Origin of the sequence: Scopulibacillus darangshiensis, assembly GCF_004341035.1 — a bacterium.
GTDB lineage: Bacteria > Bacillota > Bacilli > Bacillales > Sporolactobacillaceae > Scopulibacillus > Scopulibacillus darangshiensis.
The window spans coordinates 1-16,103 of record NZ_SLXK01000063.1 but is presented as its reverse complement, the minus strand read 5'-3'; the positions used below and the strand labels follow the sequence as shown (position 1 = coordinate 16,103).

General features: G+C 37.5%; 16 protein-coding genes and 1 pseudogene. 16 read left to right on the top strand and 1 reads right to left on the bottom strand.

Annotated elements, in window-relative coordinates:
• The 15 genes from EV207_RS21770 to EV207_RS21695 all read left to right on the top strand — a co-directional run.
• Nucleotides 1-397, top strand: a 397-nt coding sequence (locus EV207_RS21770) for a Mu transposase C-terminal domain-containing protein (protein ID WP_243647204.1), incomplete at its 5' end; no start/stop codon positions are given.
• Complete coding sequence (locus EV207_RS23240; protein WP_165887039.1) at nt 397-1,188, top strand: ExeA family protein; 792 nt, start codon at nt 397-399, stop codon at nt 1,186-1,188. The genes EV207_RS21770 and EV207_RS23240, both read left to right, overlap by 1 nt.
• Nucleotides 1,178-1,366: a hypothetical protein gene (locus tag EV207_RS21755; RefSeq protein ID WP_132748408.1), complete on the top strand. Its 189-nt coding sequence runs from the start codon at nt 1,178-1,180 to the stop codon at nt 1,364-1,366. The genes EV207_RS23240 and EV207_RS21755 overlap by 11 nt, the downstream gene beginning before the upstream one ends.
• A gap of 213 nt (nt 1,367-1,579) precedes the next feature.
• Nucleotides 1,580-2,428: a Replication protein O gene (locus EV207_RS21750; RefSeq protein ID WP_132748406.1), complete on the top strand. Its 849-nt coding sequence runs from the start codon at nt 1,580-1,582 to the stop codon at nt 2,426-2,428.
• Nucleotides 2,429-2,440: 12 nt separating this feature from the next.
• A complete protein-coding gene (locus tag EV207_RS21745) occupies nt 2,441-3,319 on the top strand; it encodes an ATP-binding protein (RefSeq protein ID WP_132748404.1) in 879 nt (292 codons plus the stop codon).
• 26 nt (nt 3,320-3,345) lie between these two features.
• Entirely contained in the window at nt 3,346-3,771 is a 426-nt protein-coding gene (locus EV207_RS21740; RefSeq protein WP_132748403.1) for a hypothetical protein, read from the top strand.
• 639 nt (nt 3,772-4,410) lie between these two features.
• Nucleotides 4,411-4,614: a helix-turn-helix domain-containing protein gene (locus tag EV207_RS21735; RefSeq protein ID WP_132748401.1), complete on the top strand. Its 204-nt coding sequence runs from the start codon at nt 4,411-4,413 to the stop codon at nt 4,612-4,614.
• A gap of 41 nt (nt 4,615-4,655) precedes the next feature.
• The gene (hsdR, locus tag EV207_RS21730; RefSeq protein WP_132748399.1) at nt 4,656-7,034 is read left to right on the top strand and encodes an EcoAI/FtnUII family type I restriction enzme subunit R; all 2,379 of its coding nucleotides are present in this window, start codon (nt 4,656-4,658) and stop codon (nt 7,032-7,034) included.
• A 37-nt stretch (nt 7,035-7,071) separates the two neighbouring features.
• The gene (locus EV207_RS21725) at nt 7,072-8,541 is read left to right on the top strand and encodes a class I SAM-dependent DNA methyltransferase (RefSeq protein ID WP_132748397.1); all 1,470 of its coding nucleotides are present in this window, start codon (nt 7,072-7,074) and stop codon (nt 8,539-8,541) included.
• A gap of 1 nt (nt 8,542) precedes the next feature.
• A complete protein-coding gene (locus tag EV207_RS21720) occupies nt 8,543-10,012 on the top strand; it encodes a restriction endonuclease subunit S (protein WP_132748395.1) in 1,470 nt (489 codons plus the stop codon).
• Between the two features lie 343 nt (nt 10,013-10,355).
• The gene (locus EV207_RS21715) at nt 10,356-10,655 is read left to right on the top strand and encodes a hypothetical protein (RefSeq protein ID WP_132748393.1); all 300 of its coding nucleotides are present in this window, start codon (nt 10,356-10,358) and stop codon (nt 10,653-10,655) included.
• A gap of 219 nt (nt 10,656-10,874) precedes the next feature.
• On the top strand, nt 10,875-11,951 hold the full coding sequence (locus tag EV207_RS21710; RefSeq protein ID WP_132748392.1) for a hypothetical protein: 1,077 nt from the start codon (nt 10,875-10,877) through the stop codon (nt 11,949-11,951).
• A 28-nt stretch (nt 11,952-11,979) separates the two neighbouring features.
• Entirely contained in the window at nt 11,980-12,372 is a 393-nt protein-coding gene (locus EV207_RS21705; RefSeq protein ID WP_132748390.1) for a hypothetical protein, read from the top strand.
• 134 nt (nt 12,373-12,506) lie between these two features.
• A complete protein-coding gene (locus tag EV207_RS21700; RefSeq protein ID WP_132748388.1) occupies nt 12,507-12,836 on the top strand; it encodes a hypothetical protein in 330 nt (109 codons plus the stop codon).
• A gap of 864 nt (nt 12,837-13,700) precedes the next feature.
• A complete protein-coding gene (locus EV207_RS21695) occupies nt 13,701-14,264 on the top strand; it encodes a Uma2 family endonuclease (RefSeq protein WP_132748387.1) in 564 nt (187 codons plus the stop codon).
• 53 nt (nt 14,265-14,317) lie between these two features.
• Here EV207_RS21695 and EV207_RS23590 read toward each other — a convergent pair.
• A pseudogene (locus tag EV207_RS23590) lies at nt 14,318-14,486 on the bottom strand (fructose bisphosphate aldolase); the annotation flags it as partial.
• A gap of 88 nt (nt 14,487-14,574) precedes the next feature.
• Here EV207_RS23590 and EV207_RS21685 point away from each other — a divergent pair.
• A partial coding sequence (locus EV207_RS21685) for a restriction endonuclease (RefSeq protein WP_132748385.1) occupies nt 14,575-16,103 on the top strand: 1,529 nt, incomplete at its 3' end.

Here is a 16,103-nt window from a genome sequence, read left to right as displayed (position 1 = left end):
ATTTTGGAGGCTGGCAAGCCTTTTTATTTTTTTGCTTGTGCAGCGTTATGTATTTTTACGCTGCATTACTATGTACTTTTATTTTGCCATATACAATCGCTATGATGTTGATTCCTCATTACGTGGGAAAAGAATTCAAATTCGATATAATCCATTTGATTTAACAACCATACAAGTATGGAAGGATAATGAACGCTTTGAAGATGCGAAACCAGCGGAGTTTCGAAATCAAAGCCACTCCAAATTACCGAGTGAAACAGATAGCGTTCAAACTCCTGCGGGAGTTTCTAGTTTCTTGGAGCAGTTGAAAAAACAGCAGGAAGAAGAAAAGCGAAAAAAAGTGGGTACCACTAGTTTTGCCCAATTAAAAGAGAAACAGCCAAGGGGGAATGAATAATGCTAGACTTTTTTGAAATGAAAGGTGTTCCTTTTACCCGTGAGATTTCTCCAACACACTTGTTCCATTCCTCCAGTCAAAAGGAAGCTGCTGCACGTTTAGAATATGCGGTACAACACCGTCAGTTTTGCCTTTTAACAGGAGAAGCAGGAATGGGGAAATCAACGGCCATCCGGTTATTAGTTCATCAATTGGATCCAATTCATTATCATTACCTATATATTTGTGATTCTTCCCTGACGCCAAAACTATTTTATCGAGAAGTTCTGCAGAACTTCGGTATCCAACCATCCTTTCGCTCAACAGATGCAAAACGACAGTATCAATCTTTGATGCTTGATATTTATGAGAATGAGAAAAAACTTGTAGTTATCATTTTAGATGAAGCGCATCATTTTTCCGACTCAATGTTACAAGAACTGCGCTTCATTCTTAATTTTAAACAAGATTCCATGTCTCCCCTATCCCTTGTTGTGGTGGGGCAACCTAGTCTGCGAAATCTTTTAAGGGTGAAACACCTAGAAGCCATAGAGCAGCGAATTCAAATGCGATATCAAATGAGTGGCCTAACAGAAAAAGAAACAAATGATTATATCCGTCACCAGTTAAAAGTGGTAGGGACACCCCATGAAATCTTTTCAGAAGAGGCGATTAGAGCGATTTATAACTTTAGCCAAGGGATTCCAAGAAAAATCAATACACTATGTAGTCAAAGTTTATTAGATGCCTTCATACTAGGAAATAAGATTGTGGGTGAATCCCATATCCATCGGGTGATCAATGAACTGTAGAAGGGTAAGTGTCGATTATTATGAACAATTGGAGAATGGGATTGCCGAGATGGAAGCAACCATTGAACGGTTAAGAACGGAAATAAATGAGTTAATGGAAATTAAAAATGCATTGTATCAACTGAATGGTTTTCTTAAAAAGGAATCGAAGGAACTGATTGAGGATTTGCCATTTTAAATCATCGACAACTAAGCTGACTTTTGTAAATGCCAGTGGCATTGAGGGTGACTGTTATTCAGTTGCCACGTCACCGCCACTGGCCAAATAACCGCCATCGATGGTGGCTGCGGACAGAATAGGGAAGAAGTGGGTATTTAACCGAAAGCAGGTACAGGAATACATTGACCGTTGGTCCATTGAAAAGAAGAAAAATGCGTAGGAGGGCAGGCAATGCAGGGATGGATTAAATTACACCGTCAAATTCGTGACCATTGGTTATATAAAGAGAAAAGGATTTTTTCAAGGTATGAGGCTTGGCTTGATCTGTTGATGATGACGAGCCATAAAGATACTAAGTTTATACATGGTAATGAATTAATTGAACTGGAAAAAGGCAGCTTTGTTACTTCTGAATTAAAATTAATGGGGCGGTGGAAATGGGGGAAATCCAAATTAAGAAACTTTTTGGAGCTTCTTGAAAAGGATGGAATGATTATCAAAAAGTCAGACCACAAAAAAACCACTATAGCCATATGTAATTACAGCGGTTATCAAGATTCAGACTACTCAGCCAAACCACAAACAGACTACGAACAGACCATTGACAAACTCTCATCGGACACAATCAAGAATGATAAAAATGCTAAAGAAGATATTAATAATTCTCTTCACAAGTCAAAAGTTTATGACCAAGCGAGTGTTCCGTATAGGTTATCTTTAAGGCTATTAAATAATATCAGAAAGAATAATAATCAATTTAAAGAACCAAATCTTCAAAAATGGTCCGATGAATTTCGTTTAATGATGGAAAGGGACAACCGATCGGAAAGGGAAATTGCCGCCTTGATAGATTGGAGTCAGCAAGATTCCTTTTGGAAAGCAAATATTCTTTCCCCATCCAAGTTAAGAAAGCAGTATGACCAATTGACTCTGAAAATTCAATCAGGTAGTCGGGTAAAAAAGAATAAAAGCCTGCAGCATATTTCATTAGACCGCCCTAGTCATTGGGAAGAACCGAAACCAATTACAAAAGATGAATTTCAAAAAATGAAACAATGGGAGGATGAACTTCCATTTTAGGAGGGGGAATAAATGCGGGATGTGAGAAGTTTTCTGTCCACCGATAAAAAGGACATTTACAAAAAGGCTGTTTATAGACTTGTCCCAAAATTAGAGGGAGAGGAGATAGAAGCAGTCTTTCAACAGGGGCTCTCTTGCCCGAAATGTGGAAAAGAAGGTGCGTGTGTTTACCTTTTCCGCTCTAATGAAGATCAAATATGGCAACAAGCGGGTGAAGTTCATAGCTGTTCCGAATGTAGGGATAGGGAAGAAATAAATCCGTATATAGATAAAAGTTCAAAAGATCAGAGTCAACTCATCTCTGATAGGCTCATGAACGATTATTACCTTCTCCCTGAAAAATTAAAGGAATTAGGTTTTAAGGATTACTTTGAAACGAATCCAGTTACTACTTCTGCAAAACAACAAGCAATTGCCTATATAAAATCATTTTTAGCATCTGAACAAGGTCGATATAACCTTTTAATCCAAGGAAATCCGGGGACTGGGAAAACACATTTATGTGTAGCAATTACCAGAAATCTAAAGGAAAAAGGGTTTACAGTAGGTATTTTAACCACAGGGCAATTTCTTTCAAAAATAAAAACTACGTACAACAAAGCATCTATAACGACAGAGGAAAGAATCTTTAAGGATTTAAAAAGGCTAGATTTATTAATCATAGATGATTTGGGAGCGGAAGCGACGGGAGGAAATGATGATTGGAGAAAAAGCATGATTTTTGAATTAGTAGAAAGTCGGAGTGGTAAACCAACAATCTATACAAGTAATTTGACCGAAACAGACTTATCCATTGCTGTGGGACAAAGGGTTTTTAGTCGCCTTTATGATAATACAAAATTTATCGACCTGTTTTCCGAAGATTACCGTAAAAGATTGCAAGTTAAATAATCAATAGGAAAAGGAGATGGATAATAATGGCTAATATAACGAAACTTGATCAAAAGGAAAAATTAATTGAATTGCGGGCAAGAGAAGTTTCATATCAACGGTGTGCAGAAGAAATTGGGGTCAGTGAAAATACGCTCATAAAGTGGGGGCGAGAGCTCGCAACAGAAATAAACAATCGGAGACAATTGGAACTAGATGCCCTCCAAGAAAAATATTTTGTGACTAAAAAGAAGCGGATTGAATTTTATGGGGAACAGTTAAACCGCTTTTTTGGAGAATTGGAGAAACGGGATTTATCGGACATACCTACCGAAAAATTGTTTGATTTGACAATGAAAACAGTTGCTAGTTTGAAGCAAGAGGAAACTGAAATTATCTTTAGGGAGAAAAGGAATGTGGAAGATGTTTTGAATGATCACCTAGAGAATTCATTTGTGGAATGGCGGGGGTGAGGTAAAAACCAAAACAGTAATTTATAAGGCAAGAAAGTAAGGCAAAAGTTGTGTGAAAATGCACCAAAAGTTTGATAATAAACCGCTCATAAGTGAGAAGAAAACGCATGGGATTCAGCTATATGCTTAATTGCTCTTACCAAGTGATGAAATAGACAGCGTATTACAAAAGTAGGATACCGAACTCTTCAGCGATCGGAGGGGGAAGCCGCCATTCCGCTCAACATAATTCTATCCAGCACAACTTAAAGAGACTCATGAAGAGGTAGTTGATGGTTGGCTGAACAAAATCTTTTGGCGAGATAATTTGCAGGTGATGAGTCATTTGTTGAAAGAGTATAGAGGGAAAGTTGAAAACATAGACACTGATACCGGATGAAAGGCGAAAACATGCCATTTTAGGCGTTTTTCATTTGGTATTGGTGTTTATTTGGTGTTTAAAGATAGAATAGAAATTTACAAAATACATAACGATAATGAGCAAGACAATAATTGCTTCAGTGGAAACTTTGGTTATCAATCTATTATATGATTCTTTATTTACCACCTTGCATTATTGTAAGGTTTACTCTTATTTTCAGTTGATAATGTGCTATAATATAATTGTCTTTATTTTACATAGCTATAGGAGGACATTGAATGATTATAAGCTATGATAAATTGTGGAAACTCTTGATTGACAAGAAAATGAATAAAACGGACTTGAAGGAACAGGCTGGGATTACATACAATATATTAGCTCGCCTTGGGAAACGCCAACCTGTAAATCTAGAAAGCTTATATAAAATTTGTAAATGCCTCCGCTGCAACATTGGAGACATTATGGAGTTTGAAATAGAATAAGCGATTGATGACATGAAAATACAGGTGAGAGGGCTGAGCTAATGGGAAAGAGAAATTTATCTGAAGAAGATATTAAAGCCAGATATATTACACCGGCAATCACTGATGCAGGTTGGGACATAAAGAAGCAAGTTCGACTTGAATACGCCTTTACGGCTGGGAGAATCATCCTTCGTGGAAATGTAACGGCTAGAGGAAAGCGGAAAAGGGCGGACTATGTCCTTTTTTACAAGAATAACTTCCCTTTAGCGGTTATTGAAGCCAAGGATAATAATCATTCGGTAGGTGCAGGCTTGCAGCAAGCCATCGGTTATGCCGAGGCACTGGATGTTCATTACGTCTATGCTTCCAACGGTGATGGCTTTGTGGAACAGAACCTTATCACCGGTGAGGTAAAGGAACTAAGCCTTGAAAAGTTCCCATCACCGGAGGCGTTGTACCAAAGGTATTTAAGCGATAAAGGTATTACTCAAACCGAAGAAAAGGCACTACTTGAGCCTTATTACTATATTCCGAATTACAAGACTCCTAGGTATTATCAAAGAGTCGCTATTAATAGAACGGTAGATGCGGTTGCCAAGGGGCAAGACCGTTTGCTTTTAGTTAGTGCTACAGGTACCGGAAAGACTTTTATGACCTTTCAAATCATCTATAGGTTATGGAAAGCGGGAATCAAGAAGAAGATTTTATTCTTGGCAGATCGCAATGTATTGATTGACCAGACCATTTCTGGAGACTTCAAACCCTTTAGCGGAAAAATGACGAAAGTGACAAATAGGAACCTTGATAGCTCCTATGAAATCTATTTAGCTCTTTATCAACAGCTTACAGGGGATGATGGTGAAGAGGCCTATTTACAGTTTCAACCGAACTTTTTTGATCTAATTGTTATCGATGAGTGCCACAGGGGAAGTGCCAAAGAGGAGTCTGCGTGGCGAAAGGTTCTTGATTACTTTTCATCGGCAACACATGTCGGCTGTACCGCAACACCTATTGAAACGAAAGAGGCATCCAGCTTAACTTATTTTGGTGAGCCAATTTATGAATACTCTCTTAAGCAAGGGATTGATGATGGCTTTTTAGCACCGTATAAAGTGATTAGGATTGGTTTAGATAAAGACTTAGAAGGTTACCGCCCTGAAATTGGCAAGGTGGATAAGCATGGGTATGAGATTGAAGACCGAGAATATAACGTCAAAGATTTTGATAGAAATCTGGTCATTGATGACAGAACGCGTGTGGTTGCATCTAAAATTACGGAGTTCTTGAAGAAAACCGACCGCTACAGCAAGACCATCGTCTTCTGTGTGGATATTGAACATGCCGTGCGGATGCGGCTAGCACTCATCAATGCGAACAAGGATTTATATGCTGAAAATAATAAATACATTATGCGAATCACTGGAGATAATGATGAGGGGAAAGCCCAGCTGGAGAATTTCATTGATGAGGAGAGCACTTATCCCGTTATCGCCGTAACTAGCAAACTTATGACCACTGGCGTGGATGCAAAAATGTGCAAGTTGATTGTCCTTGAAAATAATATCAACAGCATGACTGAGTTTAAACAAATTATTGGTCGTGGTACTCGACTACTAGAGGAATATGGCAAGACCTACTTTACCATTATGGATTTCCGTAATGCCAGTCGGCTTTTTGCTGACCCTGCTTTTGATGGCAAACCGGAAGTGGTTATTGACCTTGACGGAGATGATCCGGTGGATGAGCCTGAACCGGAAGTGGAAGAAGGCAATGAAGGAAATGGTCAAGAAGATGGCAATGGTGCTGTCAAAGAAGATGAAGGTGAGTATGGAACTGGAAACACACCACCTTTTAATGATGATGGGGAAGACAAACCTAGAAAGTATTATGTAGGGGATGTTACCGTTCGAGTTCTTTCGGAGAGAGTTCAATATGTCGATAAGGATGGAAAGCTCATTACCGAAAGTCTGATTGACTACACAAAGAAAAATATCCTGCAGCAATATGCCAGACTGGATGATTTCTTAAAAACATGGACAGAAGCAGAGAAAAAGCAAGCCATCATTGATGAATTACAAGACGATGGTGTGCTGTTGGATGCGGTAAGAGAAGAATTGGGAAAAACAGAGCTGGATGACTTTGATTTAATTTGTCACCTAGCCTATGACAAGGCACCTTTAACAAAGAAAGAGCGAGCGAATAATGTGAAAAAGCGCAACTATTTATATAAGTATTCGGATACAGCGCTACAAGTCCTCGAAGCACTCCTTGAGAAGTACGCGAATGACGGGATTAAAGAGATTGAAGATACAAAAGTGCTTCAACTTAAGGAATTTGCCAAGATTGGCAGCCCGATGAAAATTGTCAAAGCCTTTGGCGGGAAGAAAGCCTATCAAAAGGCAATACAAGAACTTGGGAACGAGATTTATTACGCATAAAATAAAGCAACTAGAATAGAGAAGGCAGGTAAAGGTTATGGCGATTGGTAATTTTGTTAAAAGAATACAAGATGTGATGAGAAATGATTCAGGCGTTAATGGAGATGCTCAGAGGATTGAGCAGATTGTCTGGATTCTGTTTCTTAAAATATACGATGCAAAGGAAGAAGCATGGGAATTGTATGATGATAACTATACATCTATTATTCCGGATGGCTTAAAGTGGAGAGATTGGGCAGTAGATTTAAAAGACGGAGAAGCTCTAACTGGTGATGCCCTCCTTGATTTTGTGAACAATACACTTTTTCCTACACTTAAAAATCTAGAAATTGACGAAGAAACACCGATGAGACAAGTCATTGTCAGATACGCTTTCGAAGATGCCAATAACTATCAAAAGGATGGCATATTACTACGTCAAGTTGTTAACATCATTGACGAGATTGACTTTACGGAATATAAAGAGCGCCATGAGTTTGGCACAATTTACGAGTCCTTCCTTAAGGATCTACAAAGCGCTGGAAATGCTGGAGAGTTTTATACACCAAGAGCGGTTACAGATTTCATGGTAGAAGTTATTAAACCGGCATTGGGTGAAAAAGTTGGTGATTTCGCCTGTGGTACCGGGGGCTTCTTAACGTCAGCCTTAAATGCGCTAGATAAACAAGTGGGCAACTCTCTTGAAAACAGGGAAATCTATAACAAGTCTGTATATGGCATCGAAAAGAAAGCCCTGCCTCATATGCTTTGTGTAACCAACATGCTGATTCATGATATTGATGACCCAAATATCCTTCATGGCAATGCGTTGGAAACAGATTATAAAGATTTGAGAAAAATGGAGCCTTTCGATGTGATTCTTATGAATCCACCTTACGGGGGTAGTGAGAAAGAAAGCGTGAAAGTCAATTTTCCAACAGAACTAAGAAGTTCTGAGACAGCGGACTTATTTATGAATGTCATTATGTATCGACTTAAGAAGAATGGGCGTGCAGCAGTTATCATTCCTGATGGCTTCTTGTTTGGTACAGATAATGCGAAATTCAACATCAAGAAGAAACTGTTCAGCGAATTTAATGTACATACTGTTGTGAGAATGCCACACAGTGTATTTGCACCTTATACATCCATCCGGACAAATATTTTATTTTTTGACAACACAAAGCCTACGGAGGAAACTTGGTTCTATCGTGTGGATATGCCAGAAGGATATAAAAACTTTTCGAAGACAAGACCGATGAAACTGGAGCATTTTAATGATGCCCTCAATTGGTTGGAGAATCGGGAAGAGATCGAAGTAGATGGACATCCAAAAGCGAAGAAATACAACATTGATGAAATCGTAGATCGCAGCTATAATATTGATCTTTGTGGTTTTCCTCATGAAGAAGAAGTGATTCTCGAACCTATGGATTTGATTCAAGAATATCAAGAAAAAAGAGCTTCTCTTAATACTGAAATCGACCATGTATTAGACCAGATTACTTCTATGCTTGGAGGTAATTAAAGTGAATACACAGGACTTGAAAAACAGTATTCTGCAGTTAGCTATTCAAGGGAAATTGGTTGAACAGCGGGAAGAAGAAGGAACTGCAAAGGAATTATTAGAACAGATAGAAACTGAGAAAAAGCAGCTCATTAAAGAAGGTAAGATAAAAAGGCAGAAAGCTTTGCCATCAATAAAAGAAGAGGAGATACCATTTGATATTCCGGAGAATTGGAAATGGGTACGGGTAGGAGATATTGGATCATGGAGTGCTGGAGCCACACCATCAAGATCAAATCCTAATTACTATGGTGGAGATATACCTTGGCTAAAAACAGGAGATTTAAATGATGGGTACATAGCAGAAGTACCAGAGTTTATTTCCGAAGAAGCCCTCAAAAAGACATCAGTAAGGCTTAATCCAGTTGGATCGGTACTTATGGCAATGTATGGTGCAACAATTGGTAAACTAGGAATTTTAAATATTGAAGCGACAACGAATCAAGCTTGCTGTGCTTGTATACCTTACAGCATTATCTACAACAAATATTTATTTTACTTTTTGATGGGACAACGTGGAGTGTACATTAAAATGGGCGCTGGCGGGGCGCAACCTAATATTTCTAAGGACAAAATTGTAAATTCAATTATTCCCCTTCCCCCACTTGAAGAACAAATGCGTATCGTTGCAAGAGTCGAAGAGCTAATGCCTTATGTAGAAAAATACGATAAAGCCTATTCTGAAGTGCAGGGGCTTAATAAAAAGTTCCCGAAGGATATGCAAAAGTCAATTTTGCAATATGCCATCCAAGGCAAGCTGGTTGAACAGCGAGAAGAAGATGGGACTGCGGAAGAACTATACCAGCAGATTCAAGAAGAAAAAGCAAACCTTGTTAAGCAAGGTAAGATTAAAAAGACAAAAGCATTAGCCGAGATTACAGAGGATGAAATCCCCTTTGATATTCCGGAAAATTGGAAGTGGGTTAGGTTGGATGAAGTGCTAACGAAAATTACTGATGGAACTCACAACTCACCTGCTAATTACGAAACTGGGTCATATATGTATGTAACTGCAAAAAACATTAAAGAATATGGTGTGGATTTGTCTAACATCACTTACGTGACGGAAGAAGTTCATAATATAATTTATGATAGATGTAATCCCGAGTATGGAGATGTTTTATTAATCAAAGATGGAGCTACTACAGGGGTTGTAACTGTAAATAACGTTCACGAACCATTTAGTTTACTATCTAGTGTTGCATTGTTAAAAGCACCATCAATGATTTGCACACCTTACATTGTATATATATTGCGATCTGACTTATTCTATCGTAACATTCGAAAACAAATGAAGGGAACTGGTATAACTCGTGTTACATTAAAGCAGATTGCACCCATAGTGATACCGCTCCCCCCACTCTCAGAACAAAAGCGAATCGTGGATAAGATAGAAGAACTTCTACCTTACACAAAACAACTGGTTAAATAGATGAATCATTATACCCTAGGGGAGGTCAAATCTCCACACCTTTCAATATGGCGACCGCGCCCCAGTCACACGCGAAAAATTGCATAATTCGATAGGGGGGGTACCCCTAAATGCCAAAATAAATCCACATAGCCTTGTGAACCTTGATATTAAAGGGTTTGTAGGTTATGTGGCTATTTTTATTTCGTCTGATAGTATATGTTTTTGCTATTAAATTGCCTGTTAAAACCCCGATTTAAGGCTGTTTTGGCCCAGAAAATGTGGGAATTGACTTGACGTTTTCGCAAAATTAAGCGATGTATGTATTGAAAAAATACAGGAGGTGCTTTCATGAAGGCATTATTTGGGTGGGAAGTTTCCAAATATAAAGGTACTAAGGGAGGCCACGGAAGATGCGAAGAAAAGGGAAGTGGTCGGGTCAGACTACATAGTCATTCGAGAGGTTGAACTATTTGATCACGAGTTTAAGAAATTTTGCATCGACTTTCTTAATGAACAACCTTGGATAGAAAAAACCGATGGCGGCAGCAATGCAGCTCGGGAACTTCGCTGCATCAGAGTCAAGAATGTGGAAACTGGTGAGCGGGTTTTAGCGAAGACAGAGGGATATGATTATCCCCGCTACACCGCCATAGAAGAATAACGGCGATTGATTGGTCAGATGTTTATGGTAAAATATAGGGTAGAATCGTTTAAAGATTGTTTCGCAATCGGGTTATAAAGATATTTTACAAATCGTGAACAAATCATCACCAATAGGCTGGTAGACCTACTAAAATAATATATTTGCCCCTTTTGCAGGAAACCGTCGTGAAAAAAGAGAAGTGGTTTAGTGATGAAGGGAAACTGGGGGTAATATTTAATGCACTCTATAAAAGATATCATGCTTGTTCAAGATTTATTTAAATTAACAAAACCAATATTAAAAGATATCGCTGCTGATCTAGATATCGATACTTCGCTTAATAAGAATGAATTGGTAATGAGAATTTATCCCGAAAGAAATCGATTTAGTGAGGAAACAATTTCAAAGATCGAAAATAGAATATTAGCAACCAAATCAACAGCTGTAACCTGGTATAGGTTTGATGGAGGGGTGACCGCTGAAAAGTTCAGAAGGCTTATCAGAGAAAATACTCGTTTTTTTGACCCTTTTAATGAAATGAATCCTATACAGGAGAGCGATGTTACCACTTCCCCTGAGATATTGATGGGATCAACGGCTTTAAATAATTCTGGAACATTTTTAAGGTATATCTATAAAAGCGGTGTTAGGTATGAAACTACCCCAACTGTGATTAGAACAGTATCAAAATCCGCAATTTCTACAGTTTATTATGATGGAGATAAGGGGATATTGGAAATTAGGGGAGATACACGAAAAGCCCCTGATATAGCAAGGAAGGTTGCACAAACACTTGGTTTGCAAATTATAATGGAACCTATAGAGGCGCCATTTGAGCGAGAAATGGGAACTATAGCTGATAGTATAGGTGGACAGCTAACTGAAGCAACTTCAAAACCAGAATTGTATTTTGAAGAGTTCAATGAAGATGAAATGAATTCAGTAGTAAACGTGTTAAAAGCACTTGATGAATATATGCAAACAAAAGATTCTGATGTTTTGGAAACGCATTTGCAAAATGCTAGTGATTCCTTTATGCAAGGAGAGGCTATTGTACCATTTGCTGCTTTAGTTTTGTCCGGTATGGAAACTGTAGGTATGGCTGGAAGTAGTGAAATAAGATCGCTTCCGTTATTTAGTTATTTAAATCCGTATTTACAACATCAAGGTGGATTTATAAAGTTTCCATTCACTATTGAGAATGTAGAAGAAACTTTCACCATAAGAATAGGTATAACAACGCAAAGTGTAGTATTTGTATCTCAGGTTACTGAAGGCGTTATTGACTATGTAAGGTCTCGTGTTATTATTTAGATATAAATGAAGGAGAAGAGGTGTTCAGATGGCTAATATCTTTGAAATCAGAAAAAAATTAGAAGCCTTCATTGAATTGTTAGCATCAAATAGAGTTGACAGGTTTTATCCTTCGGCTTTGGCGAAACATCTGGGCATCTCTTCTAGCGAAGCTTTTAATTACCTTCTTGAAAGAACAGGTACTGGAGATCAACTGATTTTAAAATGGGAACTAAGATGCCCACATTGTTATAGAACGATAAATATAACAAATGAAATAGAACTTGATGAAGAATTCCAATGTAACTGTGGGGAGGAATTTGACTTAAGATCATCAGATTTTTTTCCGGCTTTTCAAATTAATCCTAGTTATAAAGAGTTTTTAAAGGATGAAATTAAAAAAAAAAGCAATCTAAGCCTGAGAACTCTACAAATGATTTAATTGGAAAACCAGAATCCATGGATTCCTTTTTACATAATGGAATATTTTCTGAAGAGGCATTAAAAAATTTACAAACTTATTCACCCGGGTTTATTTTCACTATAGTGAACCAAGTTAATGGGGGAGATCTACACATGGATCAAAGGAAAATCGAGGGTAGTTTTAATAATTCTGATTTAAGAGGTAATAGTGCAATTCAAGCTGATAATGTTACACAGTTCCAAAATATTAAAAATGGTGAATCAGAAAAGGCTTTTCGAGATTTATTTACAGCTATTCATAAGCTTGAAAATGAAACAGAAAGAGAACAAGCCCAATTTAATGCGGAGCAAATGCAGGAAGCCTTGAAATCCGGGGATAAAACAAAAGCCCAAAAGTTGTTAAAGTTTCTACATGGTACTTTAGGAACTGTAAGCTCTTTAGTTACTATAGCTCAATTATTTGGCTTACCAACATTAGGATAGGTATAATTTATAAGAGAAAGCCCTTTTGCAGTGGGCTTTCTCTTTTTTTATGCAATCGATAAATTCCTAAAAAGAAATGACGGGGGGATATAAAACTTTCACTCCACATAAAAATTATTTATGCTTTCAAAATTTGACCACATTCTGATCACGGAACATATAGAACAGTATATTATTTCATTTCACTTTTTATTAACAAAAACTGCTTAAACCTTGGTGTTGTAATAAGTATTGTCTTATTCCGTATTTCTTCATATTAAATGCACACATAAAAGAACGTAAGAAATACGGATATAACGGTACAATTCATAAATGTTAGTTACCGAGGTAAGATCTAGATAAACTAATTGTCCTCGTATTTGTCCTCGTGAAATTTTGGGGCTATTTAATATTATTGAAAGCAAATTTTGAAAGACGTTGATTTGATAAGCTTTTTAGCCCTCATTTTTTACTGTTAACTGTCAAGATGAATGGGCGGCATGATGTAATATCACTCAAAAACCCCTTTAATAAAGGGGTTTTGGGGTAAACCCAATCCGTTTTGGTGCCACAACATTAAAATCAGAGGTTTCTCATGAGTTCTCCGAACTTATGGGAAGCCTCTTTTTTTCAGTTAATCGGAAAGTATAAACTTTCCGACGTACATAAGTGCAACTACGCCTCTGGCTGCGCCTGTGAAAGGCTTGCCAATCCGCAAGTTTTCTTTATTTCCAGCTTTGATTCAGTTGCCGCCTTGCCGTAAAATCCATTACAATATAACTAAAGATACTCATAAATATTCGAGGTAGTCGATGGGAGCCCGAAGACGGCAGGATGAAGTAACGAATTTATGACTGAATTTCTCTGTCAGGAGGGGAAATCAAAATGGATCAGCCGGAAAAACGAAAAGCAACCTTGGAAGAATTCTATCTGTTGCGTGAAGAGTCTGACAAGATTTATGAATTCTTTGACGGTTTGATAAATATGTCGCCATCTCCGTCCACAAAGCATCAAAGAATTTCTGGACGTCTTTATGCGCAATTGTTTAACTTGCTGGCCGGAAGCGGCTGTGAAGTGTTTCATGCACCATTTGATATAGTCTTTGAAAATGAAGAAACGAATAAGAAGGAGGTACTGGTACCAGACTTGTCTGTCATTTGTGACCAGCAGGGATTGACTGAAAGCAATTATCAGGGCGTTCCCAGTTTGATCATCGAAATTTTGAGTCCGTCTAATCAGTCGCATGATCTGGTGACAAAACTAAATAAGTATATGAAATATGGCGTGGCAGAGTATTGGATTATCAATCCGATGCTTGGGACCATTCAGCTCTATGTATTGGACAACAATGGCACCTATCTCCAGAAAGATATTGTAAAAGAAACAGGCAAGGTGTACTCCTCTCAGTTTGAAAAGTTCATTGTGGATGCGGAAAAACTGTTTCAGTAACTAACAAATGAGAAGGGTACCAGTACATCATTGTATTTGTACCCGGTTTCCTGCTATTTTTTATTCACAGAAGCATCGTAGATTGAGTTGACAGCATTCTTCAATACCGCATTAAACTCTTCCTTAGATTGATTCGCATTTAAGTCAGCACTCAGAGTGCGGATGCTCAATCAAAGCTTTATATACATTCGCCTTTGTAGGTATCGTGAACTTCAGCATCACGTTTTTGATAATTGTAAAATTAACATATATAAAAATAAAGTGTGGTTTTACCATATAATTATTAGTGTTAAAAGGGGAGGAGAACGGATTGGCATATAGATATATGTATGAGGTTGAAATTAAGCATGATGGATTAAATAAGTATAGAGTAATCAGAGGGTCTAATAGATATGTGGTCGAACAAAAAGCTCAGGCTCAAATGAACCAATGGAATGAAATGTGGGAAAAAAAGCAAGTAGCCGAGACAAAAAAAGCCGAGCGTGAAAATATAGCCAGAGAAAAAGAGGCTAAAAAGGCATTAGCAGAGCAACAAACACAAGAAGCATCTGAGGAAATCAAAAATATTGAAAATACACTTTTGTATACACTTGAGATCGACGATAAGATTAATTGGGATAGTCTTAAGGATCAAAGAGAGTTTAAAAAAGCTAAACCAGCTTCTCCTACCATAGTAACCATCCCTGAGGAACCAAATAAAAGTCACGAACAGTTTCAACCACATTTTAATTTGTTTGATAAATTTTTTACCTCAATCAAAAAAAAGAAGATTGATCAAATGAACAAGTTATTCGAAAGATATCATGATGAATGGGAAATCGAAAAAACTGAAGCAGAGAAACAGAATGAAGCTAGTAAAAGAAAATATGAAGACCTTTTACATGAGTGGGAAGTTGAAAGAAAAGCTTTTATTGAAAATCAAGAAGAAAAAAATAAAGCTATTGACCAACAGATAAAACATTATAATAATGCAGAGCCCACAGCTATTATTGATTATTGCGATATGGTGCTTTCAAACTCTGATTACCCTGATGAATTTCCTCAGGAATTTGACATAGATTATAATCCTGTAACCAAAATGCTTATTACTGAATATTCACTTCCATCGCCAGATAAGCTGCCTAACTTAAAAGAAGTTAAATATATACAGTCCAGAGATGAATTTAAAAAGTCGTATTTATCGGATTCTGCAATGAAGAAGTTATATGATACACTATTGTATCAAATAACTTTGCGGACCTTGCATGAATTATATGAAGCTGATGCTGTTAATGCCTTAGACTCGGTTGTCTTTAATGGCTGGGTTAAGTCTGTAGATAAAGCAACAGGGCAAGAGGTTAATGCATGTATTTTATCTATTCAGGCTTCTAAAGAAGAATTTGTGCAAATTAACCTTTCTAAAGTAGATCCCAAATTGTGTTTTAAGAATTTAAAAGGAATTGGAAGTAGTAAGTTACATAGTCTTTCGCCAGTTGCACCTATAATTAAAATTGACCGGGAAGATCCAAGATTTGTATCATCTTATGCTATAGCCAATACCATTGATGAGAGTGTGAATCTAGCGGCTATGGATTGGCAAGATTTTGAACATCTAATTCGTGAGTTATTTGAAAAGGAATTTAATCAATCTGGTGGTGAGGTTAAGATAACAAGGGCAAGTAAAGATGGTGGTGTTGATGCAGTGGCATTTGATCCAGATCCATTACGTGGAGGGAAAATTGTAATTCAAGCAAAAAGATATACCAACCTGATTTATTCATACCTACGAGATGAAACGAGATTTAAGTCCGAAACCATACTTTTCGTTCCTCTATTGGGAAAAGGATTGCGAAATTCACT